Raw genomic sequence first — 25,463 nt, 5'->3', positions numbered from 1 at the left:
TTCTATGCGGGACGGGCTGCGGTTCGGACTGCTGGGTCCGCCGGTTCTCTACGACGCCGAGACGGATGGTGTCGGCGTCGGCGTACGCCCGGTCGGCAGCGGCAAGATGCGCGCCCTGTTCGTGGCGCTGCTGCTCGAACCCGGGCGGGTCGTCTCGGTGGACGCGCTGAAGGACGTGTTGTGGGACGCGGCACCGCCCCCGTCCGCGCAGGCCTCCCTGCAGAACCATGTCACCCGGCTGCGCCGCCTGTTGGACGACCCCGAGCGCCTGCGCGCGGTACCGCCCGGCTATCTGCTCCGGGTCGGCGAGGGCGAGCTGGACGTCCGCGTCTTCGAGGCGCACGCCGTGGCCGCGCGCGCCGCGCACGCCGCGCGTGACTGGGCGCGGACGGTACGCGAGTCCACCGCCGCGCTCGCCCTCTGGCGCGGAACGCCCCTCGGCGGCCTCCCGGTGGCCGACTTCGGCGCACAGGCGTTCGTGCAACGACTGGAGGAGGCACGCCTGCTGCTCCTGGAACGCCGCTACGACGCCGAACTCCACCTGGCGCGGGGCCCTGAGAGCACCACCGCCCTCGCCGCCCTCGCCCCCGAACTGGCCGCCCTGGTCGCCGGGCATCCGCTGCGGGAGGCCTTCCACCGCCTGCTGATGCTCACCCTCCACCGCACGGGCCGCCAGGCAGAGGCCCTGGCCGTCCACCGCGACTTGCGCGCCCGCCTCTTGGACGAGCTGGGCGTGGAACCGGGGCCGGCGGTGAGAGAGGCGCACTTGGAGATCCTCCGGGAACAGGGGGCCCGGGAGAACGAACCGGAGACGCGCGAAGGCGCCGCATCCGCCGAGCCCCCTCGCCCGGCCCAGCTCCCCCCGCCGCCAGCCCATTTCACGGGCCGTGAGGATGTGCTGGCCCAACTGCGCGGTGTGCTTGGAGCCAAGGACGACCTCGCCAAGTCGGGGGCGCGGGGAACTGCGCGACAAGCCACGGACAGCCCGCACTCGCCAACCGACAGCACCCCCCGAGCTATCAGGCACCCAGCCATCACGGTCGTACTGAGCGGCATGCCCGGCGTAGGCAAAAGCGCCCTCGCCCTCCACCTGGCCCACGAACTAGCCGACCACTTCCCCGACGGCCAGCTCTACATCAACCTGCACGGCGCCACCCCGGGCATGACCCCCCTCACCCCCACCCAAGCCCTCGCCTCACTCCTGCGAGACCTCGGCACGGACCCCCGCCGCATCCCCGACCACCCCGACGCGGCAGCGGCTCTGCTCCGCTCCACCCTCGCCCCGACCCGCACCCTGCTGGTCCTGGACGACGCCGCACACGCCGCCCAGGTCCGCCCCCTGCTCCCGGCCGGCGCCGGCTGCGTGGTGATCGTGACGAGCCGTTCGCCGCTCACCGCGCTGGACGGCGCCCACCGCTTCCCGCTCGCCCCGCTGTCGGACGACGAGAGCGCGGCGCTGCTGCGGGCCGCGTCGGGAAGGGCGGCGGGACTCGACGCCGCGCACCCCCTGGTCGAACTCACCGGCCGCCTCCCGCTGGCCCTGCGCGTGGTCGCGGCCCGCCTCGCCGCCCGCCGGGCACTCACCCCGGACACGCTGGCAGGTCAACTAGCTGCCACAGACGGCAGGTTGCGCCATCTCGAATACGACGACCTGAGCGTCCGCCGTTCCCTCGCCGTCGCCCACGACGCCCTGCGCGCCTCCGGCCGCGACACCGACCGCGACGCGGCCCGCGCCCTGCGCCTCATCGGCGCCCTCGACCTGCCCGCGTACGGCGCCCCCCTCCTCGCCCGCCTGGCCGGCACCGACGAGCCCCGCGCCGAGGCCGCGCTCGACCGCCTCGTCGACGTGGCCCTGCTTGAGGAGACGACGTACGGCCGCTACGAACCCCACGACCTCGTACGCCACTTCGCCCGCGAACTTGCCGACACGGCCGGCCCGACCGAGGCCACGCAGGCGGTCGAACAGGCCCTGCGCTGGTATGCCGTACGCGCCCGCCAGAGCCTGCTGGTACTGCTCCCCCCGGGCTACGAACGCGACGAACGACTCGGCACGACCGCCATGGCCGACCCGGCGGCCATGGCGGGCCCGACAGGCCCGGCGGTCATGGAGGCCCCCTTCGCCACAGCCGAGGAGGCCTTCGCCTGGGGCGACCGCGAACTCCCCGGCATCGTCGCCCTGGTGGACCGCTGCGCACGCCGCGCGGACAGTACGACGGCGGCCCACATCCCCGCCCTCGTCCGGCACCTCTTCCCGTATCTGCACCGCGGCGGCCGGCTCGCCGAGTTGGACGTCCTCGGGCGGATCGCCCTGGAGGTCGCGCGGTCGCTGGGGGACGACGAGGCGGAGGCGTTCGCGCTGACCGACCGGGCAGGGCTGCACTTCATGTCCGGCCGGACCTCGGAGGCGCTCGACCTCAACGACCAGGGCCTGACGCTGTGGCGGAAGCTAGGGGTCGTGTCCTGCGTCCGGCGGTGTCTGAACAACCGGGGGCTCGTACTGGAGAGTCTCGGCCGGTACGAGGAGAGCGAGGAGACGCTGCGGCAGAGCCTGGAACTGTCCCGGCAACTCGGCGACCCGTACGGCGAGGCGGTGACCTTCAGCCACCTCGGCAACCTGTACAAGCACACCGACGCGCGGGCCGCCATCGCCCACCACGAACGGAGCCTGGCCCTCGGCGAGATCGCCGACAGCGTCGTCGTACGGCACACCGCGCACTGCAACATCGGCTACGCCCACCTCCGACTCGGCGAGCCGGCCGCCGCCGTACGCAGTTTCGAGCAGAGCCTGCGGGTCCTCGGCGACGACGAGGACTGGCAGGGCGAGGCCCAGACCCGGCTCGGCCTCGTACGCGCCCTGCGCGAGCTGGGCGAGACCGACCGCGCGGACCGCGACTGCACCCTCCTCCTCGACCTCGCCGAACGACGCGCCGACCAGTACGTGGCCGGCCTCGCCCGCCACCAGCGGGGCCTGCTGCTGCGAGCACAGGGCCGAACGGAGGAGGCTCACAGCGAATGGACCCGCGCCCTGACCGTCCTGGACGGCACGGACTCGGCGGTAGCGGGGGAGCTACGGAAACTACTGGCCGACCAGTGAGCCGGTGTGGTCACTTGGCATCCGCATAACACTCCACCACCGCCGTAGTGAACGGAAACCGCACCGGCGTCTCCCCGAACGTCAGCCACCCGGACAGCTCCGACGCCTCCCGGATGGCCGCGACCACCGCCTCCGCCTCCTCCTGCGGACAGTGCACGATCACCTCGTCGTGCTGGAAGAAGACCAGCTCGGCGGCCATGCCGGCGAGGGCGCGGCGGAGGGCGGCGAGAAGGAGCAGGGTCCAGTCGGCGGCGCTGCCCTGGACGACGAAGTTACGGGCGAAGCGGCCGCGGGCGCGGGAGTTGGTGGAGGCGTAGCCGGGGGTCCACTCCTGTGTGGTGGGGGAGCCGACCGGTTCCTCCTGCGGAAGGCCCGCTTCCTCCGCCGGGCCCGCCGTCCCTCCGACGGCCGGTGGACACGTACGCCCCAGCCAGGTCCGTACGAGCCGTCCCTCCTCGCCCGCGCGGGCGGCGTCGTCGACGTACGCGACGGCCTTCGGGAACCGGCGGCGCAGCGCGGCGAGGTTCTTCAGTCCGTCGCCGGAGGTCTGCCCGTAGACGGCGCCGAGCACGGCGAGCTTGGCCTGCGCCCGGTCACCGGCGAAGGCCCGGTCGGAGACGGACTGGTAGAGGTCGCTGTCGCGCCCGGCGACCTCCATGAGCCCTGGGTCGCGGGAGATGGCGGCCAGCACCCGGGGCTCCATCTGATCGGCGTCGGCGACGACGAGCCGCCAGCCCGGGTCGGCGACGGCGGCCCGCCGAACAACCTTCGGAATCTGCAGGGCGCCCCCGCCATTGGTCACCCACCGCCCCGTTACGGTCCCCCCGGACAGGAACTCGGGCCGAAACCGCCCGTCCCGAACCCAGTCCTGCAACCAGGACCACCCATGCGCGACCCAGATCCGATACAACCGCTTGTATTCGAGAAGCGGCGGCACGGCCGGATGATCCACGCTCTCGATCTCCCACCGCCGGGTGGACCGCACCTTGATCCCCGCCTGACCGAACGCCTTGACCACATCGGCGGGCAGATCGGGCCGCACCCGCCGCCCGAAGGCCTGGGACACCTCGTCCGCGAGCTCGGCCAGCCGCCTGGGCTCCCCACCGCCCGCATACCGCTCCCCGAGGAGCTCATGCAGCACCTCCCGGTGCACATCCGCCCGCCACGGCATCCCCGCCCGGTTCATCTCGGCGGCGACGAGCGTGCCGGCGGACTCGGCGGCGGTCAGCAGCCGCATACGGTCCGGACGGGCCGTCGCGTCGTGACGCCGCTGCTGCTCCGCGTACACGTCGAGGAGGTCGGTCAGAGGTACGTGGACGGTGCGCGGCTCGAAGAGGGAGGGCTGAGCACCGGGGTCGGCCGAGCGGAGGGGCGGATCCGGCGGGACGGGGGTGTGGCGGAGCCGGGCCAGCGCGGCCGCCGCCGACCGGGGCTCACCCAGCCGCCCCTCGTGCCCCAGCAACAACGTCTCCGCGACCTCGACGTCATAACACCGCTCCACTCGCACCCCCGCGGCGAGCAGACGCGGATACACCTCGGCGGTGGCCCCCCACACCCACCGCGTGACCTCCGGCCGACTCCGCACAGCCACGACCAGGTCCGACTCCCGCGCCACCGGCCCCGCGGGCAGCCCGCCATCACCGAGGGGCACGACATCCACCCCACCCTCCTCAGCAGGCGCAAGAGCCCAACGGTCGCTCATGAGGGGGAGTGTGCCAGGAGGGTCTGACAATGCCCTTGTCCTCGCCATCGCCGCCCCAGCTGGGGGCGCGGACCCGCTCCGGGCAGGGGAGGAGCGGGTCCGCGCCCGGGCGCTTACGCGCCTGTCGCTGTCCTGCACCCGGACGCGGCAGCCATCGGGTTTGGTGCTGTCGTGCGGGTGCTCAGGCGCCCTGGGCGTCTGTCTCGCGGTAGGGGTTGCCCTCCGCCGGAGTCACACACCAGAACGTCTCTGCCTGGGCCTTGAACCGTCGATGGTCGGGGTTCAGACCGGTGTGCTTGAGCGCCCGGACTTCGACAGGCAGTCGCTCGTTCTCCGTGGGCGCCGACTCCGCCCCGCAGGACAGGCAGACCACGGAACAGACGCCTTCCGGGGTGTCGTCGCCGGTGTCCGGCCCCAGGGTCCATGCGGCGGCCTTGATGATCGAACGCGTCACAGTGCCCCCCTGCTACGCCGGTTCGCTTCGGCCACCTTGACACTCAGCACCTCGGCGGCCTCGACGGCTTCCCGGCAGTCCGGTGCGTCCCTGGGCACCGGGTGGCCGTCGAGGGCACGGCACAGGGACGCGTGGAGATGCTCCGCCTCGACCAGGGAGAGCACAAGCTCAGCGTCCGTCGCGTGCTCCCCGTTCCGGGACAGCCGCAGCGGAACGGCGACTTCGCCATCGCCGGTACGGTGCACGCGGCTGCCCGGAGTGCGTTCGACACCCCAGTTCATGACGTCCTCCCGGTCCGCGCGAGGCGGTACGCGCCCCACAGCTCCCGCCCGGCCTCGCATCCGTCCTGCGCCTTGGGCTTGCCCTTGCAGTCCGGGCACTTCGTCGTGTGCTCGAACCACAGGCGGTAAGCGCGCGGCATGGGCAGTTCGGCGTTCCGCACGCGCGACTCGACCCTTCCGCCGCTCATCGGCTCACCTCAGTGAACTGACCTACAGACAAGGCACGTTGGCGCTCTTCAGGCGGGAGGACGTAGGCGCGTACGAAGGGGTGCTCGGCGTCCAGCGGGACGGGGTCACGTCCGACGCGACACAGGCACGCGAACGCAAGCACAGCCCGCCACGGCTCCGGCGATGGCCGCACCGCGTACGCGGGTACCTGCACGGGATGGTCGGGGAGGGGGCGCGTGCCGGGTTTCCGGGGCCCGAACAGCAGGGCTCTCACCCGTTCGAGGGGCTGTGATACGAATCGCATGTTGGTGCTCCTTCGCAGCGTCGACCACGCCCCGGGACCGTCGTGAGCGGTCGCCGGTGTCTTCGTGGTCTTCAACCGTAGGAGCGGCGAGAAGGAGGCAGGGGCACAGATTGTGCCCCTGCCGTTACGCGGCCAATAGGCCAATCTTCACGGCGAGTTGGGATGCGCGGCGGCGGCGGACCTGATCTTTGGACTCGGCTTCTTCAAGGACGATGCGCTTCGCGTGTCCGTTGTACTTGATCGTCTCCGGTGCTGCCTCGTGCGCCTTCTCCAGCGTGGCGAGTGCGACGTCAGGTTGCCCGTCGAGCTGGTAGCCGCGGGCTTCCTCGATGCGGTGCCGGGCTCGTCGCGGCCTCGACTTGATCGTGACCGCGTCCGCAGCGGTGGCCTGCCGTACGGACTCGCCCCCCTGGCGCAGTTCCACAGCGACGGTGACCGCGTGCGCGCCCATGACGGCGCGGGAGAACGACGTCACGGGGTGGTAGTAGTCCTCCGGGAGCCGCATTGCCATGGCGCGCGCCTGGTCCCAGTATCGCCATGCCGTACCGGTCTCGGCCCGTCGAGCCGCGGTGTATCCGGCCTCGAAGGTGAGGGCGCCCGTGATGGCGAGGACATCGTCCGAGGCATCGGGCAGGAGCGGTTCGAGGTACGCCAGAGTCTCCGGATTGACCGCGTCGGCAGCGTCGAAGTGCGCCCGCCCCGCGTCGCGGTGCGCCTGCGCCGCCAGCCACGCGGCCACCCCGATGGCGTGCGGGTCCTCGGACTCCTGTGCGGCGATGAGGGTGCGCTCGTTGACACGCCACAACAGGGCAGGATCCGGCTGGTAGGCCACGAAGAACTGACACAGCGAGTAGACCTCGGCGAGCACTGCCTGAGCCGCCCTGTGATCCGGGGCGGTCTCGGCCTGCCGCACCGCGAGTTGGGCGTCCCGGATCAGATCCGGCAGCAACGCGCCGATCACCTCGCGGTGGTTGGGCGCCTCGTGCCGGGCCTTCCAGGCACGGGCGAGCCGCGCCTGAAGGTGGGCGGCCGGGGGCGCCTCTCGCGGCGTCGTGAGCGGGAAGACATCGACCGCGGCCTTGACCGCGGCGAGGCGGGCGTGACCGGGACCGGTGAACAACTCGACGTGTACGGACTGGTCGCCGGTGAGTTCCGACAGGTCGCGGACGCGCAGCAACTCGGCGATGTGCAGGATCGTCTTCAGCTTGGGCGTCTTCAGACGTCCGGTCTCGACGCCCTTGACCCAGGACCCGGACCTGCCGAGCAATCCGCCCAACTGATCGCGAGTCATACCCCTGCGGGTACGCAGGATCTGCAGCCGTTGGCCGAAGACCAGCGGATCGGCATACGGGTCCGGGGAAGCATCTTCAGACGACACGGCCTTGCCCCTCTCTGCACAGCTCGACACTGTCAGGGTATGGGGCAGGGCCGCACTCACGTGAGGATCCCGCTGTATGCCAGCCTCCCGCCCCTGCCGCGTGTAACTCTGCCGGGTTCTCGACGAGCCCGAAGGGCGACAGCGGGGGTCTGGGGGCAGCCCCTGGGGATGGGACGACGCTGTTGGCGAAGTCAGTCAGCAGGCAGCAATTGGCGGCTCTGTCTCAGCGATAGGCGGAAAAGGAGGCGTGTCGCTGAGACGGAATCGCCAATTGCCCAGTGCCTACGGGATCCGCCAACAGCGCCATGGGACGGGTAGGGGCGGCGGGGGCGAACCCCTATTACGGCTGCTCCTCCCCGAACATCCGCAACGTCTGCAACGCCTCCGCCACGTTCGCCTCGGTCGCCTCCTTCGTCACCCCCACCTCGCTGAGCACCCCCTCCCCGTTCTCGAACTCGAGAAGGGCGAGCAGGATGTGCTCGGTACCGACATAGTTGTGCCCCAGCCGAAGCGCCTCACGGAAGGTGAGTTCGAGGACCTTCTTCGCATCGGACCCGTACGGAAGGAGTTCGGGAACCTCGGCGACGGTCGGCGGCACAACGGCCAACGCCGCCTCCCGCACCGCGTCCAGCGAAACCCCCTGCGCCACGATCGCCTTCGCCGCCAGCCCCTCGGGCTCGGCGAGCAGCCCGAGGACCAGATGCACCGGCACCCCCTCGGCGTTCCCCGCGGCCTTGGCCTCGTTGTGCGCGACCACGACCACGTTGCGGGCCCGCGGGGTGTAGCGGGCGAACCCCTCGTTGGGGTCGAGGTCCACCTCGGCCTTCGGCACGAACCGCTTCTGCGCCGCCTGCCGGGTCACCCCCATGCTCTTGCCGATATCCGTCCAGGACGCGCCCGACCGCCGGGCCTGGTCCACGAAGTGGCCGATCAGATGGTCGGCCACGTCACCGAGGTGGTCCGCGGCGATCACCGCGTCCTGAAGCTGGTCGAGCGGTTCCGGATGGACCTTCTTGATGGCTTCGATGAGGTCGTCGAGACGCACGGAAGCCGAAACTCGTGGGTTCGTCGTCATGTGTCAACCGTAGGTTGACGGTCGCCCATCGTCAACCCCAGGTTGACACCCCGTGGCCGGGTCTGGGAACTGCGCGAACAACCCCCACCACCACTCGCCCTCACACCGCTCCCCCCGAGCTGGATGGCGCCGCCACCCCGCTAACCACCACAGCCACAACCCCACAGGCCCCAACACACCCCCCGACCACACCCCACGGCACAGCCACCCCCACCGGTGCCGACAACACCCCCAACGCGCCCATCACCCCCGCCAAATTCACCACGGTCACGGCCGCGCCCAACACCACTCCCACCACCACCCCGACCAGGGCCTCACCCACCACAACCCCCAGCACCTGTCGCCGCGTGGCCCCCGCCAGCCGCAGTGACCGCAGCTCGGCACCCCGCGCCGACGTGGCCATGAGCAGCGTCCCGGCCAGCGAAATCCCCGCGTACACAAGGGCGATACCGAGCACCACGAACAACCCGAGCCGAGTCTGCGCCCCGGTCGCCGGCCGGTTCGCCGCCAGCCACTCCCCGGCCGACTGAACCCTGACAGGCCCGCCCCCGCTCTCCCGCAGAGCCGCCGCCACCGCCTCCCGGTCGGCCCCGCGCTCCACCCGTACGTCGACCCGGTCCACCACCGCCCCACCCGCGTTCGCGGCGGTCACATACGCTCCGTTGTCCCCCGCGCCCCGCGCGAGCACCGCCACGATCCGCAGCCGTACCGGACGCCCGTCCCCCAGCCGCACCCGCACCCACTGACCCACCTCGCGCCGCTCCCACTCCTCGTTCACGACGATCGACGAGTCGTCGAGATCGCGCAGGTCACCGGCGACCACCGGCAGCCGCGACACCGACGCGAAGGCCGCCACATCCGTCACCGCCCACGCGTCGGACCGTACGAGCGCGGTCCCCTCCTCCACCACATACACGGCGGTGGAAGCCGACCCGGCCACAACCGCCCCGTCCACCTCGGCGACCCGCAGCCCGCCAGCCGCAGAACCCGCCGCCTCCGACCCACCCGTGACGACGAAGTCCGCCCCGGTCCGCGCCGCGACCTCCGCCCCCTTCGCCTCGCCCACCGTCCCGGCGGCCCCGAGCAGCGAACCGGCCAGCGCGACCGTCACCAGCACGGGCGCGGCGACGGCGGCGGTGCGCCGTACGGACGTGGCGGCGTTCTCGCGGATGAGCAGCCCGACGGCCCCGGGCAGACACGCCCCCACCAGCCGTACGACCGGCCGCACCAGCAGCGGTGCCAGCGCGGCCACGGCCGTGATCAGCAGCATCGGCTGGGTGGTGTACGTCTTCCGCTTGAGCAACTCGGCAGGATCGGTCCCCAACTTCCAGGCCAGCAGCACGAGTCCGCCCGCCAGCAGCGCAAAGCCGATCACCCGGCGCGACCGCGGCAGCACCCCCGTGTCCACGGACGCCTCCCGCAACGCCTCCACGGGCCCGATCCGCCCGGCGCGCCGCGCGGCCACCCACGCGCCCGCGAGCGCCACCGACACCCCTGTCCAGAAGGCCAGGTGATACGGCCACACCACAGACTTCGGCACCTCGAACCACGTCGGCGCCACCCCACCGTCCACCAACTCCCGCACCAGCGAAGGCGCCCCCCACGCCCCCAGCGCACACCCCGCCACCGACGCCAGCACCCCCACCGCCACGGCCTCGCCCAGTAGCAGCCGCCGTACCTGGCCCGGTGTCGCCCCCGCCATCCGCAGCAGCCCGAACTCCCGTCTGCGCAGCGCCACGACGAACGCGAACGTCGACGCCGTCACGAAGACCGACACGAACGCCGTGACCCCACCCGCCGTACCGAGCAACGAGTTGACGGCGACCAGCGCCTCCCCGTCCCGCTCGTACGACGGATCCACCCGCCGCCGGTCGTCCCCCGTCAGCACCCGGGCCCGATCACCGACCACGGCCCGTACGTCCTCGACCGGCGCGTCCACCCCGACGGCGTCCACGCCGCCCGAGCCCGGAGCGGTGTCCATCCGTACCGGCCCCAGTTCCCGCAGCCGGGCCAGCAGCCGGTCGTCCACAGGATGTGGACGCGCGAGCTTCTGCGACACCCGAGCCGTACCCGGCCCCCGCCGCACCTCCACGGTGAGCGTGTCCAGGCCCGCGACCACCACGGGGGAGGCGGCGAAACGCTCCGGCGCACGCGCGGGCGGATCGAGCGTCGCCGCGAGCCCCAGCCCCATGGCCGTCATCACCCCCACCCCCAGCGCGACGGCCACGAACGACCCGACCAGCGCGGCCCACCGCGCCCGAAGCGACGACAAGGTCAGCACGCCACACTCCCGGCAGCCTGCTCCAGTACCCCGGCACCCCGCTCCAGCCCCGCCATCCGCGCCGCCACCGCCTCCGCCGACGGCCGCGCCAGCTCACCGTGCACGCGCCCGTCGACGAGGAACACCACCCGGTCCGCGTACGACGCGGCCACCGGATCGTGCGTGACCATGACCGTCGTCTGGCCCTCCCGGTCCACCAACTCCCGCAGCAGGCCGAGCACTTCACGGCTGGTCGTGGTGTCCAGCGCCCCGGTCGGCTCGTCGCCGAACAGCACCGCGGGGCGTGTGATCAACGCCCGTGCCAGCGCGACCCGTTGCTGCTGCCCGCCGGACAGCTGGGCCGGCCGGTGTCCGGCGCGCTCGGCCAGTCCCACCCGGGCCAGCGCCTGCCGCACCGCCCCGCGCGAGGGCCGCCGGCCGGCGAGGCGCAGCGGCAGGGCGACGTTCTGCGCGGCGGTCAGGGAGGGGAGCAGATTGAAGGCCTGGAACACGAAACCGATCCGCTCCCGGCGCAGCAGCGTCAGCCGCCGCTCACTCATCCCGCCCAGCTCGACCCCGTCGACGCACACCGTCCCGCCCGACGGCCGGTCCAGCCCGGCCGCACACTGCAACAGCGTCGACTTCCCCGACCCCGAGGGCCCCATCACCGCCGTGAAGGTCCCGGCCCCGAAGTCGAGATCCACCCCGTCGAGGGCGACGACATCCCCGTACGAACGCCGCAGGCCCCGCACCCGTACGGCCGCGAACCCGGCCGCCTCATCCACCGGTGTCCCGGCCTCGTCCACCTGTGTCCTGGTCATGCCCACCAGCGAACCGCCCCCGGCCCGCCCGCACACGACCACTGGCGGGCGTCCCGGGGGTATGGCCAGCCCTACCTCCGCCGTCCGCCCTCACCCCATGACACGATCGAACACGTGAGTACGACCAGCACGGTGGACCGCGCCTTCGAGACGGCCCTCTACGCCGACACCGACGCAGCCCTGGACACGGGCGCCTCGCTGCTCGCCGCCGACTCGACCGCCGACGCGGAACTCGCCCGGCGGGGACGGGAGTTCGTCGCCGGGGCCTGGCGGCGCGGCTGGCAGCCCGCCGACGCCGTACGGTTCGCGCGGCGCGAGCTGGAAGACGCACACGTACGACTCCTCGCGCGGCTCATCGTCGAGGAGCACGAGCAGCCCACCGAGCGGCGGCAGCCGTCACCGAGCCCCCGCTGGGCCGCACAGCTCGACGAGATCAGGGCCCTCGCAGGGCACCTCTCCCGCACCGACCGCTTCTCCCACGCCACCGCCGCCCTGGAGCTGTACCGCCTGCTCCTGCGCCTGCCCACCCTCGAACCCCTGGACCGCCCGCAGGGCCGCCCCGCCACCACGGTCCACCACCCCGAGTCCCGCATGTTCACCCGTATCCGAGGCCTCCTCGCCAAGGCGGAGGCCACGGAGTTCCCGGAGGAGGCGGAGGCGCTCAGTGCGAAGGCGCAGGAGCTGATGGCGCGGCACAGCATCGACGAGGCGCTGCTCGCCGCTCGCACCCATGCCAAGGACGTGCCCGGCGCCTGCCGCATCGGCGTCGACCCGCCGTACGAGACGGCCAAGGCGGTACTCCTCGACGCGGTCGCCCGCGCCAACCGCTGCGAGGCCGTCTGGAACGAGCCCCTCGGCTTCTCCACGGTCGTCGGTTTCGAGCCCGACCTGGAGGCGGTCGAACTCCTCTACACCTCACTCCTCGTCCAGGCCACCACCGCGATGACCAAGGCGGAGGCGGCTCAGCGCAAGGGAGGCCGCAAGCGGACCAAGACGTTCCGGCAGTCCTTCCTGGCGGCCTACGCCCACCGGATCGGCGACCGGCTGGCGGAGGTCGCGGAGGCCCAGGTAGCCGAAACCGCCGGAGCCGCCGGCACCGGTGCCGAGGACGCGGGCGACCTCCTCCCCGTCCTCGCCGCCCGCGACGTAGCCGTACGCGATCGCTTCACCCACCTGTTCCCGGACACCGTCACCACCCGCGTACGAGGCGTCACCGACGCCGTCGGCTGGCGACAGGGCGCGGAAGCGGCGGACCGGGCCCAGGTGGGGGTCCGGCCCCGGCTGCCGTGAGCCTCTGAGACGGTCAGTCGCCCGCGGGCAGGAAGGGCCCCACGGTCGCCTCCAACACATCCGCGGACTTGATCGCGACCTCGGGGTCCGGCCACTTGAAGGTGTGCGCCGTGCTGTCTTTGGGCAGGGTGACGTCCAGCTGTGTCACCGCGGCGCCCTTCTCCGCGTCGTCCGCGGCCCCGCGTACGTACGAGATCGTGAAGGTCATCGACTGATCGGCCTCCAGCGTCAGCTGCGTCTCCTGCGACGCGCCCTCCTGCGGCTGGAGTTTCCAGGAGGAGTCACCGGCGGTCAGTTCGACACCGGCGATGCCCTTGAGCGTGCAGGCGGCACCCGTGTTGGTCACGGTGACGGGAACGGCGCCCTCGTCCCCGACGGCCGGGGCGGCGCTGCTGGGACCCACCTCGAGGTCGACCCCGTCCGCCGTGCAGGCGGTGCTGTCGCTCTTGGCGGTCTCCTCAGCCGCCTTTCCTCCGTCCCCGTCGTCGCTCCCGCCGCAGGCGGTCAGCGTGAGGGCCGCGAGGAGAGCGGCGGCGGTGGCGATGGAAGCGGTGCGCATGGAGCAGGTCCCCGAGACGTCATGGCTGTTGTCGCAGCCGGTGGTGGAGGGTGTGCGAACGGGCCGCGAAACCGGAGTTCCGCGGCCCGCCCCACACATGATCTACGACATCTACGACCCGGCGCTCGCCGTCGGCAGATCCGCCGTCAGATCCGTCGGCAGCCCCGACGGCAGCGCCCCCTCCGCCTTCTGGAACTTCTCCTCGCCGGCGCCGCCCTCCCACGTGATCGTGAGGGACTCGGCGTCGACGGAGTCGACCATGCCGGAGGCGCGGTCGTCGTTGCCGTCGGTGCACTTGAGGTTGATCATCTGCATGCCCGCCGAGTCGGAGACCTTGCCGCTGCACACCGAGCCGCCCGCGACGAAGACCGCGGCCTCGTCGCCGTTGACGAACAGGCCGACCGCCTTGCCGTCGGTCGTGGCCAGCCAGTTGCCCTGTAGTTCGGTCTCGGCGCCGGAGGAGTCCCCGGAGCCACCGTCGCCGTCCGCGCTCTCCGCCGCCGTCGGGGCGGCCGACGACTCCTTGGCCTCGGAGTCGGCCTCGTCACTGCTGCACCCGGTCAGCGCGAGCGCGGCCGCCAGACCGGCCGCCGCTGCCGCGACGCGCATGCGCCGGCGGGCGGAGGCGGAGGTCGCCCTCCTCGCGGTCCTTGCCGTCATCGCCGTAGTCACTGGAGGTCTCCCAAAGGTCTGGCCGGATCCGGTCGCCGGGGCGACAGCCGCAAGCTACCAGGAGTAGCTCTGCGAAAGACGGCCGGGAACTGTCAGGAACTGTGAGGACCTGTGAGGGCCGCTCAGCGGAACCGTGACGACGACCGGGATACCTGGTCGTCCTACCAGGACGACTTGCGCACCCCCGGCAGGAACCCGGCGTGCGCCTGCTCCCGCAGACTCACCCGGGACAGCCCGAACGTCCGGAAGTAACCGCGCGGCCGCCCGTCGACCTGATCCCGGTTGCGTACGCGGGTGGCGCTGGCGTCGCGTGGCTGTCGGCTCAGCTCCCGCTGGGCGGCGGCGCGTTCGGCGTCCGTGGAGGACGGGCGCCGGATGATCTCCTTCAGCTCGGCCCGCCGCTCGGCGTACCGCGCGACGATCTCCTGCCGCTTCTCGTTCTTCGCGATCTTGCTCTTCTTCGCCATCAGACAAGCACCTCTCAGACCTTCACGCCGCGCGCGCGGATCCGGGCCACGGCGGCCTCGACACCGATGACGTCCACGGTCTTGATCCCCTTCGTGCTGAGCCGGAGCCGCACATACCGGTTCTCGCTCGGCAACCAGTACCGCTTGGACTGGATGTTCGGGTCGAAGCGGCGGGACGTGCGCCGGTGGGAGTGCGAGATGCGGTTGCCGAAGCCGGGCTGGGCGCCGGTCAGCATGCAGTGGGCGGACAAGGGTGATGCACCTCTCTTCTGGGGGTTGTGTAAATGGAATTCGTTTTCAGTAAGGTACCAGCATGGCACGCAACGAACTCCGGCCGGTCATCAAGCTCCGGTCCACGGCCGGCACCGGCTACACGTACGTCACGCGCAAGAACCGCCGGAACAACCCGGACCGCCTGGTACTGCGCAAGTTCGACCCGATGGTCGGCCGCCACGTCGACTTCCGAGAGGAGCGCTGACCGCCATGAAGAAGGACATCCACCCGTCGTACGGGCCCGTCGTCTTCCGCGACCGCGCCGCGAACCACGCCTTCCTCACCCGCTCGACCATGACGAGCGAGAAGACGATCGAGTGGGAGGACGGCAACACGTACCCCGTGGTCGACGTCGAGATCTCGAACGTCAGCCACCCCTTCTACACAGGCACCGCGCGCGTGCTGGACACCGCGGGGCGCGTGGAGAAGTTCGAGAAGCGGTACGGGAAGAAGCGGGGCTGACCGACGTGACCCAGCTGTCTGTCGCGATCGTCGGCGGGCTGCACGCCGATGCCCGGCGGGCCGCCGTCGAGGCGCTGCTCGCCGGGGTCCCGGGCAGCGTCGCGCTGCACCACGACCTCACCACCGCCATCGACGGTCCCGACGCCAAGGTCGTCCGGACCGTACGGGACGCGGCGGGCCTCATCTCCAGCGGCGAGACCCCCCTCGTCAACGACTGCGCGTGCTGCGCCCTCCGTGAGGACCTGGTCCCCGAGCTGGAACGGCTCGCGGATGCGGGCCTCACCCGCCTCGCCGTCGTCGAACTGTGGGACTCGGTGGAGCCCAAGGCGATGGCCGAGGTGGTCGCGGCCAGCGGCCTCCGCCTCACCTCGGTCATCACGGCCGTGGACCCCGCCCTCCTCCTCCCTTCCCTCGCCAACGGCGACGACCTCGCCGAACGCGGCCTCGCCGCCGCCACCACCGACCAGCGCACGGTCGCCGACACCTTCGCCCGCCAGCTGGAATACGCCCCGGTCCTGGCGGTCCTGGACTCGGCGGAGGCGGACGACGAGGACAGGGCGCTGCTGGCCCAACTGCACCCGACGGCGCAGAGGGTCCCCATTGAGGGCGGTGACTCAGAAAGCCGGGGCCGCACCCCTGCTTTCAGGGGCGCGGGGCCGTGCCCGCCGGCGGCTCCGCCGCGGGGCGCGACCAGCCACAACGAACCCGCACTCGACGACGCACAACAACCCCAACGGCGCCCCCCGGCGCTGCTCGCGGCAGCGTTCGCAGGATTCGACGTAGAAGCCGCCGCCGCAGCCCAGCACCCCGCCTCCGCCCTCCTCCCCACCGACGCCGACGAATGCGGCGTCACCACCCTCGTCTGGCACCGCCACCGCCCCTTCCACCCGGAACGCCTGTACGCCGCCCTGGAAGACCTCTGCTGCGCCGCCGCCCGCAGCCGCGGCCGCTTCTGGTTGGCCGAACGCCCCGACACCCTGCTCCACTGGGACGCGGCCGGCGGCGCCCTCTGCGTGGAGTCGGTCGGCCCCTGGCTCGCCTCGCTGCCGGACGCGGCCTGGGACATGGTTCCGCCGGTACGCCGGGCCGCGGCCGCCCTCGACTGGCACCCGGAGCACGGCGACCGCTGCCAGCACCTGGTCTTCACCTCGCCCGGCCTGGACCGCGACGGACTCGAACAACTCCTGGAGTCCTGCCTGCTCACCGACGCCGAGTACGCCGCCGGACGCGCCGCCTGGGAACGGCTGCCGCGCCCCTTCGACACCTTCCTGGAGGTCTGACTCACCATGGCCCGCAAGCCCGAGCGCAAGCCCGCCAAGTCCCGCCCCAACCCGCTGGACCAGGCCAAGATCACATACATCGACTACAAGGACACCGACCTGCTGCGCCGGTTCATCTCCGACCGCGGCAAGATCCGCAGCCGCCGGGTCACCAGGGTCTCCGCCCAGCAGCAGCGACAGCTCGCCCGCGCCATCAAGAACGCCCGGGAGATGGCCCTCCTGCCGTACTCCTCCCGCTGACCGACCCCGTCGCCGGCACCCTCGTACCGCTCCAGTACCACCCAACTCACCACCCCTCACCACCCACGCACCACCCCCACCCGGCCCCGGGGAGGACCCACCACCTCCCCGGGGCCGAACGCTTTCCGCCAACTTCCGGGCGCGGATGGAACAGGAAAGCCGCTTCATACGTCTCTCCAGTGCTGTAACCGCAAGAACACCCCTCGTGCACGTGCATCTGCTCGTGCACATGCCCATGCATATGCCCGCGCATCGGCATGTGAACGGGGCTATGATCCGTGGCAGTTGACCACTGCACCAACAGCCACATCAGAGCCAACGCGCATCAACGCACGCCAAACGTGCACCGACGCACACCAAGCACACCAATGCACCACCCGGGGAGCGACCTGTGGACCACGACGTGTACGGCGTGGATGACGTGTACAACGGCATGGCCGCGACGGAGCTCAGCGAGCTCCACGCGGTGGCCTGGCAGAAGAGCCGGCACAGCAACTCGCAGGGGAACTGTGTGGAGTTCGCGCGGCTGCCCGGCGGTGACGTGGCGGTGCGGAACTCGCGCTTCCCGGACGGCCCGGCGCTGGTCTACACCCGCGCCGAGATAGAGGCGATGCTCCTGGGCATCAAGGACGGCGAGTTCGACCACCTGATCGGATAACGCCCGTTCGCCCTCGGGGCGTTGATGGTGCGACACGCGTAGAACCGCGGCGCCGAAAAGCGCCGCGGTTCATCGGTCGGCCGAGGGGTAGCCGCCCGGTGGTGGCGGCACCGACGGCACCTGGAACAGTGCCCACACCACCTTGCCGCTGAGCGTGCCGGCCAGTGGATGCCAGCCCCAGCTGTCCGCGAACGAGTCGACCAGGAACAGCCCGCGCCCCGACTCCGCCGAGAAGTCGTCCGAGTCGCGCGCGACCGGGTTGTCGTGGCTGGGGTCGCGCACCGCGCACACCAACCGCTCGGTCCAGCGCATCAGATGCAGCCGCACCGGCGGGTCCTGGGCGAGGCCGGTCAGGGGAGGCAGGCCGTGCCGCAGGGCGTTGGTGACGAGTTCCGAGACCACGAGACAGACGTCGTCGAAGCGGTCGCCCATCTGCCACTGGTCGAGCGTGCCACGGGTGAACTGCCTTGCCTCCCGCACCGCTTCGTAGCGGGGCGGCAGCGCGCAGGACGCGGCGTTGGACACGGTCGCGGGATCGAGTGGCGGAAGTCCCTGCCGTAAGGGTTCGAGCATGGTCGATCCATTCGTCCCCATGCGAGGCACTCCCCGTGATCGATCGCGGTCGTTGCGAGGCAGCAGCGGTGGCGCGGGACCATGGTTTCCGATGCGTAGAGCAGATGCAAGGGCAGATGCACGTGCACACGCCCGAAATGGACCTTCGCATGCCGCTTCCTGAACATTTCTTCTGTCACCTTGTTCCCACATGCTGGGCATTGCCTGACACCTCCCTGGCCATTTCCTGTGTCCTGCCCACCCGTTACCCCTGTCCCTCGCTTCTGTCCCACTTCTCGCCACTCGCGTCTCGCTTGTTGAAGACTTTCCATTTCTGTAACCGGACGAGTGCGGATCGGAGTGGTTTAGTGGCAGACTTCGGCCCCTGAAGAAGTTGGGGAGGCTGGACGAACGTGGGCGCCGGTGAATCGAGCGGGTCGGTGGTGAGGCGGATGCTGCTGGGCTCGCATCTCAGGCGGCTGCGCGAGGCGCAGGGGATCACCCGGGAGAAGGCCGGGTACTCGATCCGCGCCTCCGAGTCGAAGATCAGTCGTATGGAACTCGGCCGGGTCAGCTTCAAGACCCGTGACGTGGAGGACCTGTTGACCCTCTACGGCGTCACCGACGAGTCCGAGCGCACCTCGCTGCTCTCCCTCGCCAAGGAGGCGAACGTCGCGGGCTGGTGGCACAGCTATTCGGACGTGCTGCCCAGCTGGTTCCCCACCTACGTCGGCCTGGAAGCCGCCGCGCACCTCATCCGGTCGTACGAAGTCCAGTTCGTGCACGGCCTGTTGCAGACCGAGGCGTACGCGCACGCCGTCGTCGCCCGGGGTATGAAGGGCGCGAGCGACGCCGAGATCGACAAGCGGGTGGCCGTGCGCATGGAGCGCCAGAAGTATCTGGTCGCCGAGAGCGCCCCCGAGTTCCACTGCGTCCTCGACGAGGCCGCGCTGCGCCGTCCGTACGGCGACCGCGAAGTGATGCGGGGCCAGCTCCAGCATCTGATCGACATCTCGGAGCGCCCGAACGTACGGCTCCAGGTCATGCCGTTCAGCTTCGGCGGCCACTCCGGCGAGAGCGGCGCCTTCACGGTGCTGAGCTTCCCGGAGTCCGACCTCTCCGACGTCGCCTACCTCGAACAGCTCACCAGCGCGCTGTACCTGGACAAGAAGGAAGACGTCGCCCAGTACGAGCGGGCGATCAAGCAACTCCAGGAGGACAGCCCGTCACCGGCGGAGAGCCGGGATCTGCTCAGGGGCCTGCTGCAGCTGTCGTAAAGGTGTTTCAGGCAGCTGTCCTGAAGATCACCGAACGCCCTGTGAGTCTTCACAGAGTCCCCCCGGTTACTCTCCAACTCCCTTTGGCCACAAGTACGATGACGAGTGATCAATCGTTGATCGATGCCGACTGATTGAGGATCACATGTCGTCCTACTTCACCGACCTGGCCCAGCAGTACATCGACGGCGAGTGGCGCCCGGGTACGGGGTCCTGGGAGATCATCGACTTCAACCCGTACGACGGCGAGAAGCTGGCCGCGATCACCATAGCCACGGTGGAGGAGGTCGATCAGGCCTACCGCGCCGCCGAGCGGGCTCAGAAGGAATGGGCCAAGGTCAACGCGTACGCGCGCCGCGCCGTTTTCGAGAAGGCCCTGCGGGTCATCGAGGAGCACGAGCAGGAGATCACCGAGGTGATCATCGCCGAGCTCGGCGGTACGCACCTCAAGGCCGGCTTCGAGCTGCACCTCGCCAAGGAGTTCCTGCGCGAGTCGGTCCAGCTGGCGCTGCGTCCCGAGGGCCGGATCATCCCCTCGCCGACCGACGGCAAGGAGAACCGCCTCTACCGCGTCCCGGTCGGTGTCGTGGGCGTCATCAGCCCCTTCAACTTCCCCTTCCTCCTCTCCCTCAAGTCGGTCGCCCCGGCCCTCGCCCTCGGCAACGGCGTGGTGCTGAAGCCGCACCAGAACACCCCGATCACCGGCGGCTCGCTCGTCGCGAAGATCTTCGAGGAGGCGGGTCTGCCGGGCGGCCTCCTCAACGTCGTCATCACCGACATCGCCGAGATCGGGGACGCGTTCATCGAGCACCCGGTCCCCAAGCTGATCTCCTTCACCGGCTCCGACAAGGTCGGCCGCCACGTCGCCACCGTCTGCGCCTCGCACTTCAAGCGCTCGATCCTCGAACTGGGCGGCAACAGCGCGCTGGTGGTCCTGGACGACGCGGACGTCGACTACGCCGTCGACGCCGCCGTCTTCTCGCGGTACGTCCACCAGGGCCAGGTCTGCATGGCCGCCAACCGGGTCCTGGTCGACCGCTCGATCCAGGCCGAGTTCACCGAGAAGTTCGTGGCCAAGGTGAAGACCCTGAAGGTCGGCGACCCGCGCGACCCGCAGACGGTCATCGGCCCGGTCATCAACTCCTCCCAGGCCGACTCCCTCTCGGCCGTCGTCGAGCAGGCGATCGCGGAGGGCGCCACGGCACTCGTCCACGGCACCACGACCGACAACCTGGTCGAGCCGTCCGTCCTCACCGACGTCCCGGCCGACTCCGCCCTCCTCCAGCAGGAGGTCTTCGGCCCCGTCGCCTTCCTCATCCCCTTCGACGGCGAGGAGGAGGCCGTCCGTATCGTCAACGACACCCCGTACGGCCTCAGCGGCGCCGTCCACACCGGTGACATCGAGCGCGGCGTCAACTTCGCCAAGCAGATCGACACCGGAATGTTCCACGTCAACGACGGCACCGTCCATGACGAGCCCCTCGTCCCCTTCGGCGGCGAAAAGCACTCCGGCATCGGCCGCCTCAACGGCGAAACCACAGTCGACGCCTTCACCACCCAGAAGTGGATCTCGGTCCAGCACGGCCGAAGCTTCTTCCCGTTCTGACGGCCGCCGGTCCCGTCCCGGGCGCCCGGACCGTACATCGTCAGGCATGCGCCCCGTGCACACTGGGTGCATGTCTGCCACGTATCCCCTCGCGGAGGCGCAGGGCGAACTCGGGGGACTCGTCCGCCGAGCCGCCCAGCACGAGCGCATCACCTGACCGACCGTGGCATTCCGGTCGCCGGCCTCATCTCTCCCGCTGAGCCGGCAAACCTTGAGGACGCTCTCGTGCTCGCCCGCCTGGAGCGTGATCGCGCCCTCGGGCGGGCTGAGCCTTCCCTACCGCATGACGAGGCCCGCCGCGCCCTGCTCGACGCGGCGGGGAGGGGCGAGTGACCTGGCTGGGTGTTGTGGGAGCCTGCGGTGCTCAACGCGTGCCGGGCGTCGCCGCCCGTACCGACGCTTGACCTGAGCCCGTCCGCGACCTGGGGCGGCGTGCCGAGACATGGTGTCCGCGGCCTAACCTGGACCCCATGTCAGCGATCCGTCTCCTCGTGCTCGGCGCCGTGCGCCAGCATGGGCGGGCCCACGGTTACCAGGTGCGCAACGACCTGGAGTACTGGGGCGCGCACGAGTGGTCCAACGCCAAGCCCGGCTCGATCTACCACGCCCTGAAACAGATGGCGAAACAGGGCCTGCTGCACGCGCACGAGATCGCCCCGTCCACCGCCGGCGGACCGCCGCGCGCCGAGTACGAGATCACGGAGCAGGGCGCCGAGGAGTTCCGCAAGCTGCTGCGTGAGTCCCTCACCGCCTACGACCAGAAGCCGGACGTGCTCTCCGCCGCGCTCGGCTTCATGGTCGACCTCGACCGCGAGGAGGTCCTCGAACTCCTCGAAGAGCGCGTGCGGACCATCGAGGAGTGGCGCAAATCCGTCACCGAGTACTACACGCCCGAGGAAGGCCCCGCCCAGCTCGGCCACATCGGCGAGATCATGAACTTCTGGGTCACCTCAGCCGACACCGGCGCCCAGTGGACTCGCGGCCTCATCGAGCGCATCCGTGGCGGCGCCTACACCTTCGCCGGTGAGGGCGAGCCGTTCATCGGCGTCCTGGGGGAGGACCAGGAGAACCCGTACGCGACGGGGGACCGGCATCCAGAGGACGACCGTTAATCAAGTTTGACTAGCTGGCGAACCCCGGTTACCTTCGCAGTCAGTAGTCAAGTTTGACTAGTGAAGGGGGTGCTCATGGCCGATCCAGCGATCACTGTCGAAGGAGTGCGCAAGAAGTACGGCGGCAAGGGCGGCAAGGTCGCCCTCGACGGACTCGACCTCCAGGTCACCCGCGGCACGGTCCACGGGGTGCTGGGCCCCAACGGCGCGGGCAAGACGACCCTGGTCCGTATCCTCTCGACCCTCCTGCGACCCGACGCGGGCCGGGTCGAGGTGGCGGGACGCGACGTGCTGACCCACGCGCGTGAGGTGCGCTTCCGCATCGGCCTGCTCGGCCAGCACGCCGCACTCGACGAGGAACTCGGCGGCCGGCAGAACCTGGAGATGTTCGGCCGCCTCTACCACCTGGGCACCCGCCACGCGCGCGTGCGGGCCGATGAACTCCTGGAGCGCTTCGGCCTCGCCGGCACCGGCCGCAAGCCGGTCAAGCAGTACAGCGGCGGCATGCGGCGCCGCCTCGACCTCGCTGCCTCCCTGATCAGCGAACCGGAGGTGCTCTTCCTGGACGAGCCGACGACCGGCCTCGACCCCCGCGGCCGCGCCGAGGTCTGGGACTCCGTACGCTCCCTGGTCGGCGGCGGTACGACGGTGCTGCTCACCACCCAGTACCTGGAGGAGGCCGACCAGCTCGCCGACCGCATCGCGGTCGTCGACGGCGGCCGCGTCATCGCCGACGGCACCGCCGACCAGCTGAAGAGCCTGACCGGCGCCGACCGCATCGACGTGACCCTGCGAGACGCCGACCAACTCGGCGCCGCCGTCGCCCTGTTGCCCGTACCCGAGGACGCCGTCACGGTGGACGCCGACCGCCGCCTCCTCAGTGCCCCGGTCACCGACCGCATGACCGCCCTCTCCTCCGTCGTACGCGCACTGGAGGAGACCGGGATCGAGGCCGAGGACATCGCCCTGCGCCGCCCGACGCTGGACGAGGTGTTCCTGCATCTCACCGGCGATGAGAGGGCTTCAGACCCCCGCGTGAAGGAGGCCGTGTGAGTACGTACGCGCTGACCGATTCCTGGACCATGACCCGTCGCGAACTCGCCCACTGGGCGCGGCAACCGGTGCAGTTGCTCGTCGGTCTCGTCTTCCCGGTGATGCTGCTGCTGATGTTCGGCTACCTGGTCGGCGGCGGCCGCGGGGTGACCGGCGACTACCTCGACTACCTGGTCCCCGGCATGCTGGCGCTCACCATGGCCTTCGGCCTGGAGGGCACCCTGCTCGCCGTCACCCAGGACCTCAACAAAGGGGTCATCGACCGTTTTCGCTCCATGCCGATGACCAACGGGGCGGTCCTCGTGGGCCGTTCGATCGCGGACATGCTCCAGTCGGCGCTGGGCCTCGCCGTCCTCATCGGCGTCGCGTACGCGCTCGGCTGGCGCGCGCACGGCAGCCCTGGCGGCTTCCTCGGGGCCGTGGGGCTGCTCCTGTTCTTCCGCTTCGCCATGCTGTGGATCGGCATCCACCTGGCGATGGTGGCCGGGAAACCCGAGCTCGTGACGGCGGTACAGATCCTGGTCTGGCCGGTCGGCTTCCTGTCCAACGCGTTCGCCACCCCCGAGACCATGCCCGGCTGGCTCGGCACGGTGGTCGAGTGGAACCCGATGTCCCACACCGCCACCGCCGTCCGGGACCTCTTCGGCGCCCCCGGCGGCGCCCCCGGCCACACCTGGGCCGCCATCGTGTGGCCGCTGGCCCTGCTGGCGGTCTTCTTCCCGCTGGCGGTACGGCGGTTCGGGCGGCTGAGCAAGTAATAGGGCGGGAGTGGGAACCCGAGCGCGTTCCGCGGTGTACCAGAAATAGCAGCAGGTCATCGCGGATCGGGGGATCCATGAACGTACGTCGATTGCAGTGCACCTTGGCCGTAGTGGCGCTGATGGTCCTTCTCGTCGTGTCGGCGTGCGGCACGAGCGAGCCATCGCATCAGAGGTCGGGCGCGACCCCACCTCCTCCCCGCATTCCCTCCACCACCGCCCTCCCCGGCGCCTCCCACACCGTCGCCTTCGCGGCGGACGGCAGCGGCTTCACCCTCCGGGCGGAGTGCACCCGGACCCGCTGCCGACAGCACGTCGCCGCGCTCGTCGCCGGTGCGGGGGAGTGGCGCCGGGTCACCTCCCCGCTGCCGGACATCACGGGCGACCTCGGCATCACCGCGGGCCTGACCGTACTGGGCCCGGACCGCGCCCTGATAGCGGAGGGCAGGGCATTCCGCGGCGGGCCCGACCGCACCTGGTTCACCGGCGACGGCGGCCGCACCTGGAAGTCCGGTACGACGAAGCCGACGGGCACTGCGGCGACCGTGCCGAAGGGCGCGGCCCTGACAGAGGAATGCGTGGAGCCGGACCCCGCCGATCTCAACTCGTGTCTCCGCAACAGACTGCTCGTCGTCATGCCGGACACGGGCGAACACCGAATCCTGGACAGCCGGCCACCTCTGAAGGGCCTCGTACATCCCGCTGGCGACCTCGCACTGGTGCCGGGCGGGTCGGACACCTTGTTCGTGGCGGGCGAGGCCCCCGCCTCCGGCCTGCCCACCCTTGCCCTCAGCGAGGACCGGGGCCGCACCTGGCGTACGACGCGTATGCCCGGCACCGCCAAGGACGGCTGGAACCCCTGGGTGGTGGCGGGCGGGGGCGAGCTGTACGCGGTCCAGTCCGGCCAACTGCCCAGCCACGAGGGCGTGAAGAACGGTCTGCTGGCCCTCCACGCCAGCACCGACGGGGGAGAGACCTGGACCCGGATCTGGCGCTACCGCAAGGGAGTCGAGCCCCTGTCGGTCCTGAGCCTCCTCATCGCCGACGACGGCAGCCTCACCGTGTACGGCGAGTCCGGCGCCTGGCTCAGCGCCGACCGGGCCCGCACGTTCCACCGCGTCGTCCGGTCCCGAGGCCCGGCCGGCTCCGTCGAGCAGACACCGATCGGCTGGCTCTGGTGCGACAGCTTCGGCGGCGGCCACTGCCGAATATCGGCCGACGGAACCCACTGGCAGGACTTCCACATCGGTAAGGACCAGGACTGACCGTTCCTAAAGACTGAGCGGGAGTGAGTCCTGTTGCCAGGGCCCGTGCTCAGCCGAACGCCCCGAACGGTGTTGGGCGTTCTGGTCGACCGCGTTCGCTCCGCGTCCGGCGCGTACGGATCGTGTCCGTGGTCCGGGGATACGGGGGCGGTTTCCCTCACGCCCCGGGGTGTCCGGTCTGGCCTGGACGGTCCGATGCCCCGCACGATCGCTCTGGTCGTGCGGGGGCGGTGCCGTCCGTCGCCGGATCGGGTGCCCCAGGGCGCGCCTTCCGATCGCCACCGCTGCCGCGTGGTGGCGAGTGGGTTTCCTGTTCTTGGTGGTGAGGGGTTTGTGCCAGTGGTGGGCGCCCCAGCGGGAGGTGTAGGCGGGGTCGACGGCGATGACCGGGATGCCGAGTTC

Annotated in this window: 26 protein-coding genes and 1 pseudogene; 13 read left to right on the top strand and 14 right to left on the bottom strand. The window is 71.0% G+C overall.

Features of this window, described 5'->3' with window-relative positions:
- Window positions 1-4: 4 nt before the first annotated feature.
- Window positions 5-3,094, top strand: a complete 3,090-nt coding sequence (locus F3T56_RS33590; RefSeq protein ID WP_149829126.1) for an AfsR/SARP family transcriptional regulator — start codon at window positions 5-7, stop codon at window positions 3,092-3,094.
- Window positions 3,095-3,104: 10 nt separating this feature from the next.
- Here F3T56_RS33590 and F3T56_RS33585 read toward each other — a convergent pair whose 3' ends face one another.
- From F3T56_RS33585 to F3T56_RS33550, 8 genes are all read right to left on the bottom strand, one after another.
- Entirely contained in the window at window positions 3,105-4,796 is a 1,692-nt protein-coding gene (locus F3T56_RS33585; RefSeq protein ID WP_149829125.1) for a bifunctional 3'-5' exonuclease/DNA polymerase, read from the bottom strand.
- A 181-nt stretch (window positions 4,797-4,977) separates the two neighbouring features.
- Complete coding sequence (locus tag F3T56_RS33580) at window positions 4,978-5,250, bottom strand: DUF7848 domain-containing protein (protein WP_149829124.1); 273 nt, start codon at window positions 5,248-5,250, stop codon at window positions 4,978-4,980.
- Window positions 5,247-5,531, bottom strand: coding sequence for a hypothetical protein (locus F3T56_RS33575; RefSeq protein WP_216373031.1), 285 nt, complete (start codon window positions 5,529-5,531; stop codon window positions 5,247-5,249). The genes F3T56_RS33580 and F3T56_RS33575 overlap by 4 nt, the downstream gene beginning before the upstream one ends.
- Window positions 5,528-5,719 carry a hypothetical protein gene (locus F3T56_RS33570; protein ID WP_149829123.1) on the bottom strand — a complete coding sequence of 64 codons (192 nt, stop codon included), beginning with the start codon at window positions 5,717-5,719 and terminating at the stop codon, window positions 5,528-5,530. Before F3T56_RS33570 ends, F3T56_RS33575 begins: the two co-directional genes overlap by 4 nt.
- Before the next feature lie 408 nt (window positions 5,720-6,127).
- A complete protein-coding gene (locus tag F3T56_RS33565) occupies window positions 6,128-7,381 on the bottom strand; it encodes a helix-turn-helix domain-containing protein (protein ID WP_281291934.1) in 1,254 nt (417 codons plus the stop codon).
- A 340-nt stretch (window positions 7,382-7,721) separates the two neighbouring features.
- Entirely contained in the window at window positions 7,722-8,456 is a 735-nt protein-coding gene (locus F3T56_RS33560) for a Clp protease N-terminal domain-containing protein (RefSeq protein ID WP_149829122.1), read from the bottom strand.
- A 100-nt stretch (window positions 8,457-8,556) separates the two neighbouring features.
- A complete protein-coding gene (locus tag F3T56_RS33555) occupies window positions 8,557-10,737 on the bottom strand; it encodes an ABC transporter permease (protein ID WP_149829121.1) in 2,181 nt (726 codons plus the stop codon).
- Window positions 10,731-11,537: an ABC transporter ATP-binding protein gene (locus F3T56_RS33550; protein WP_149829120.1), complete on the bottom strand. Its 807-nt coding sequence runs from the start codon at window positions 11,535-11,537 to the stop codon at window positions 10,731-10,733. The genes F3T56_RS33555 and F3T56_RS33550 overlap by 7 nt, the downstream gene beginning before the upstream one ends.
- 114 nt (window positions 11,538-11,651) lie before the next feature.
- Between F3T56_RS33550 and F3T56_RS33545 the strand changes: the two genes are divergently transcribed.
- A complete protein-coding gene (locus F3T56_RS33545) occupies window positions 11,652-12,827 on the top strand; it encodes a DUF2786 domain-containing protein (RefSeq protein ID WP_149829119.1) in 1,176 nt (391 codons plus the stop codon).
- A gap of 13 nt (window positions 12,828-12,840) precedes the next feature.
- Here F3T56_RS33545 and F3T56_RS33540 read toward each other — a convergent pair whose 3' ends face one another.
- The 4 genes from F3T56_RS33540 to rpmB all read right to left on the bottom strand — a co-directional run bounded on the left by F3T56_RS33540 (window position 12,841) and on the right by rpmB (window position 14,776).
- Window positions 12,841-13,386: a DUF4232 domain-containing protein gene (locus F3T56_RS33540; protein WP_149829118.1), complete on the bottom strand. Its 546-nt coding sequence runs from the start codon at window positions 13,384-13,386 to the stop codon at window positions 12,841-12,843.
- A gap of 111 nt (window positions 13,387-13,497) precedes the next feature.
- On the bottom strand, window positions 13,498-14,046 hold the full coding sequence (locus tag F3T56_RS33535) for a hypothetical protein (RefSeq protein WP_149829117.1): 549 nt from the start codon (window positions 14,044-14,046) through the stop codon (window positions 13,498-13,500).
- Between the two features lie 173 nt (window positions 14,047-14,219).
- Window positions 14,220-14,525, bottom strand: a complete 306-nt coding sequence (rpsN, locus tag F3T56_RS33530; RefSeq protein ID WP_149829116.1) for a 30S ribosomal protein S14 — start codon at window positions 14,523-14,525, stop codon at window positions 14,220-14,222.
- Window positions 14,526-14,539: 14 nt separating this feature from the next.
- Complete coding sequence (rpmB, locus tag F3T56_RS33525) at window positions 14,540-14,776, bottom strand: 50S ribosomal protein L28 (RefSeq protein ID WP_149829115.1); 237 nt, start codon at window positions 14,774-14,776, stop codon at window positions 14,540-14,542.
- Window positions 14,777-14,838: 62 nt separating this feature from the next.
- Here rpmB and rpmG point away from each other — a divergent pair, with 62 nt between their 5' ends.
- From rpmG to F3T56_RS33495, 5 genes are all read left to right on the top strand, one after another.
- On the top strand, window positions 14,839-15,003 hold the full coding sequence (gene rpmG, locus F3T56_RS33520) for a 50S ribosomal protein L33 (RefSeq protein WP_149829114.1): 165 nt from the start codon (window positions 14,839-14,841) through the stop codon (window positions 15,001-15,003).
- Between the two features lie 5 nt (window positions 15,004-15,008).
- A complete protein-coding gene (locus F3T56_RS33515) occupies window positions 15,009-15,260 on the top strand; it encodes a type B 50S ribosomal protein L31 (protein ID WP_141570159.1) in 252 nt (83 codons plus the stop codon).
- Between the two features lie 5 nt (window positions 15,261-15,265).
- On the top strand, window positions 15,266-16,540 hold the full coding sequence (locus F3T56_RS33510) for a CobW family GTP-binding protein (RefSeq protein ID WP_149829113.1): 1,275 nt from the start codon (window positions 15,266-15,268) through the stop codon (window positions 16,538-16,540).
- Window positions 16,541-16,546: 6 nt separating this feature from the next.
- Window positions 16,547-16,780 carry a 30S ribosomal protein S18 gene (gene rpsR, locus F3T56_RS33505; RefSeq protein ID WP_149829112.1) on the top strand — a complete coding sequence of 78 codons (234 nt, stop codon included), beginning with the start codon at window positions 16,547-16,549 and terminating at the stop codon, window positions 16,778-16,780.
- A 391-nt stretch (window positions 16,781-17,171) separates the two neighbouring features.
- On the top strand, window positions 17,172-17,438 hold the full coding sequence (locus F3T56_RS33495) for a DUF397 domain-containing protein (RefSeq protein ID WP_149829110.1): 267 nt from the start codon (window positions 17,172-17,174) through the stop codon (window positions 17,436-17,438).
- A 69-nt stretch (window positions 17,439-17,507) separates the two neighbouring features.
- On the opposite strand, the gene F3T56_RS33490 is transcribed toward F3T56_RS33495, so the two are convergent.
- Window positions 17,508-18,011, bottom strand: a complete 504-nt coding sequence (locus tag F3T56_RS33490; protein ID WP_246204145.1) for an ATP-binding protein — start codon at window positions 18,009-18,011, stop codon at window positions 17,508-17,510.
- Window positions 18,012-18,442: 431 nt separating this feature from the next.
- Here F3T56_RS33490 and F3T56_RS33480 point away from each other — a divergent pair, with 431 nt between their 5' ends.
- The 6 genes from F3T56_RS33480 to F3T56_RS33455 all read left to right on the top strand — a co-directional run bounded on the left by F3T56_RS33480 (window position 18,443) and on the right by F3T56_RS33455 (window position 25,061).
- Complete coding sequence (locus F3T56_RS33480; protein ID WP_149829162.1) at window positions 18,443-19,267, top strand: helix-turn-helix domain-containing protein; 825 nt, start codon at window positions 18,443-18,445, stop codon at window positions 19,265-19,267.
- Between the two features lie 145 nt (window positions 19,268-19,412).
- Window positions 19,413-20,873, top strand: a complete 1,461-nt coding sequence (locus tag F3T56_RS33475; RefSeq protein WP_149829107.1) for an aldehyde dehydrogenase family protein — start codon at window positions 19,413-19,415, stop codon at window positions 20,871-20,873.
- A gap of 470 nt (window positions 20,874-21,343) precedes the next feature.
- Window positions 21,344-21,985, top strand: a complete 642-nt coding sequence (locus F3T56_RS33470; RefSeq protein ID WP_149829106.1) for a PadR family transcriptional regulator — start codon at window positions 21,344-21,346, stop codon at window positions 21,983-21,985.
- A gap of 75 nt (window positions 21,986-22,060) precedes the next feature.
- Window positions 22,061-23,038, top strand: coding sequence for an ATP-binding cassette domain-containing protein (locus tag F3T56_RS33465; protein ID WP_149829105.1), 978 nt, complete (start codon window positions 22,061-22,063; stop codon window positions 23,036-23,038).
- Window positions 23,035-23,796: an ABC transporter permease gene (locus F3T56_RS33460; RefSeq protein ID WP_172639260.1), complete on the top strand. Its 762-nt coding sequence runs from the start codon at window positions 23,035-23,037 to the stop codon at window positions 23,794-23,796. The genes F3T56_RS33465 and F3T56_RS33460 overlap by 4 nt, the downstream gene beginning before the upstream one ends.
- Window positions 23,797-23,873: 77 nt before the next feature.
- Window positions 23,874-25,061 carry a beta propeller repeat protein gene (locus F3T56_RS33455; protein WP_149829104.1) on the top strand — a complete coding sequence of 396 codons (1,188 nt, stop codon included), beginning with the start codon at window positions 23,874-23,876 and terminating at the stop codon, window positions 25,059-25,061.
- 6 nt (window positions 25,062-25,067) lie between these two features.
- Here the strand turns inward: F3T56_RS33455 and F3T56_RS47145 are convergent.
- Window positions 25,068-25,463 (bottom strand): annotated as a pseudogene (locus tag F3T56_RS47145) (IS200/IS605 family accessory protein TnpB-related protein); the annotation flags it as partial.

It is taken from the genome of Streptomyces tailanensis, assembly GCF_008386495.1.
GTDB lineage: Bacteria > Actinomycetota > Actinomycetes > Streptomycetales > Streptomycetaceae > Streptomyces > Streptomyces tailanensis.
The sequence above is the reverse complement of the archived record's forward strand: the minus strand, read 5'-3'. Positions and strand labels throughout refer to the sequence as shown.

Excerpts from the sequence above, each read along its gene's own strand:
- rpsR (WP_149829112.1), top strand. The coding sequence starts at position 16,547 with ATGGCCCGCAAGCCCGAGCGCAAGCCCGCCAAGTCCCGCCCCAACCCG.
- F3T56_RS33515 (WP_141570159.1), top strand. The coding sequence starts at position 15,009 with ATGAAGAAGGACATCCACCCGTCGTACGGGCCCGTCGTCTTCCGCGAC.
- F3T56_RS33480 (WP_149829162.1), top strand. The coding sequence starts at position 18,443 with ATGCTGCTGGGCTCGCATCTCAGGCGGCTGCGCGAGGCGCAGGGGATC.
- F3T56_RS33540 (WP_149829118.1), bottom strand. The coding sequence starts at position 13,386 with ATGCGCACCGCTTCCATCGCCACCGCCGCCGCTCTCCTCGCGGCCCTC.
- F3T56_RS33455 (WP_149829104.1), top strand. The coding sequence starts at position 23,874 with ATGAACGTACGTCGATTGCAGTGCACCTTGGCCGTAGTGGCGCTGATG.
- rpmG (WP_149829114.1), top strand. The coding sequence starts at position 14,839 with ATGGCACGCAACGAACTCCGGCCGGTCATCAAGCTCCGGTCCACGGCC.
- F3T56_RS33490 (WP_246204145.1), bottom strand. The coding sequence starts at position 18,011 with ATGCTCGAACCCTTACGGCAGGGACTTCCGCCACTCGATCCCGCGACC.
- rpsN (WP_149829116.1), bottom strand. The coding sequence starts at position 14,525 with ATGGCGAAGAAGAGCAAGATCGCGAAGAACGAGAAGCGGCAGGAGATC.
- F3T56_RS33570 (WP_149829123.1), bottom strand. The coding sequence starts at position 5,719 with ATGAGCGGCGGAAGGGTCGAGTCGCGCGTGCGGAACGCCGAACTGCCC.
- F3T56_RS33585 (WP_149829125.1), bottom strand. The coding sequence starts at position 4,796 with ATGAGCGACCGTTGGGCTCTTGCGCCTGCTGAGGAGGGTGGGGTGGAT.
- F3T56_RS33470 (WP_149829106.1), top strand. The coding sequence starts at position 21,344 with ATGTCAGCGATCCGTCTCCTCGTGCTCGGCGCCGTGCGCCAGCATGGG.
- F3T56_RS33575 (WP_216373031.1), bottom strand. The coding sequence starts at position 5,531 with ATGAACTGGGGTGTCGAACGCACTCCGGGCAGCCGCGTGCACCGTACC.
- F3T56_RS33475 (WP_149829107.1), top strand. The coding sequence starts at position 19,413 with ATGTCGTCCTACTTCACCGACCTGGCCCAGCAGTACATCGACGGCGAG.
- F3T56_RS33550 (WP_149829120.1), bottom strand. The coding sequence starts at position 11,537 with ATGACCAGGACACAGGTGGACGAGGCCGGGACACCGGTGGATGAGGCG.
- F3T56_RS33560 (WP_149829122.1), bottom strand. The coding sequence starts at position 8,456 with ATGACGACGAACCCACGAGTTTCGGCTTCCGTGCGTCTCGACGACCTC.
- F3T56_RS33465 (WP_149829105.1), top strand. The coding sequence starts at position 22,061 with ATGGCCGATCCAGCGATCACTGTCGAAGGAGTGCGCAAGAAGTACGGC.
- F3T56_RS33590 (WP_149829126.1), top strand. The coding sequence starts at position 5 with ATGCGGGACGGGCTGCGGTTCGGACTGCTGGGTCCGCCGGTTCTCTAC.
- F3T56_RS33535 (WP_149829117.1), bottom strand. The coding sequence starts at position 14,046 with ATGACGGCAAGGACCGCGAGGAGGGCGACCTCCGCCTCCGCCCGCCGG.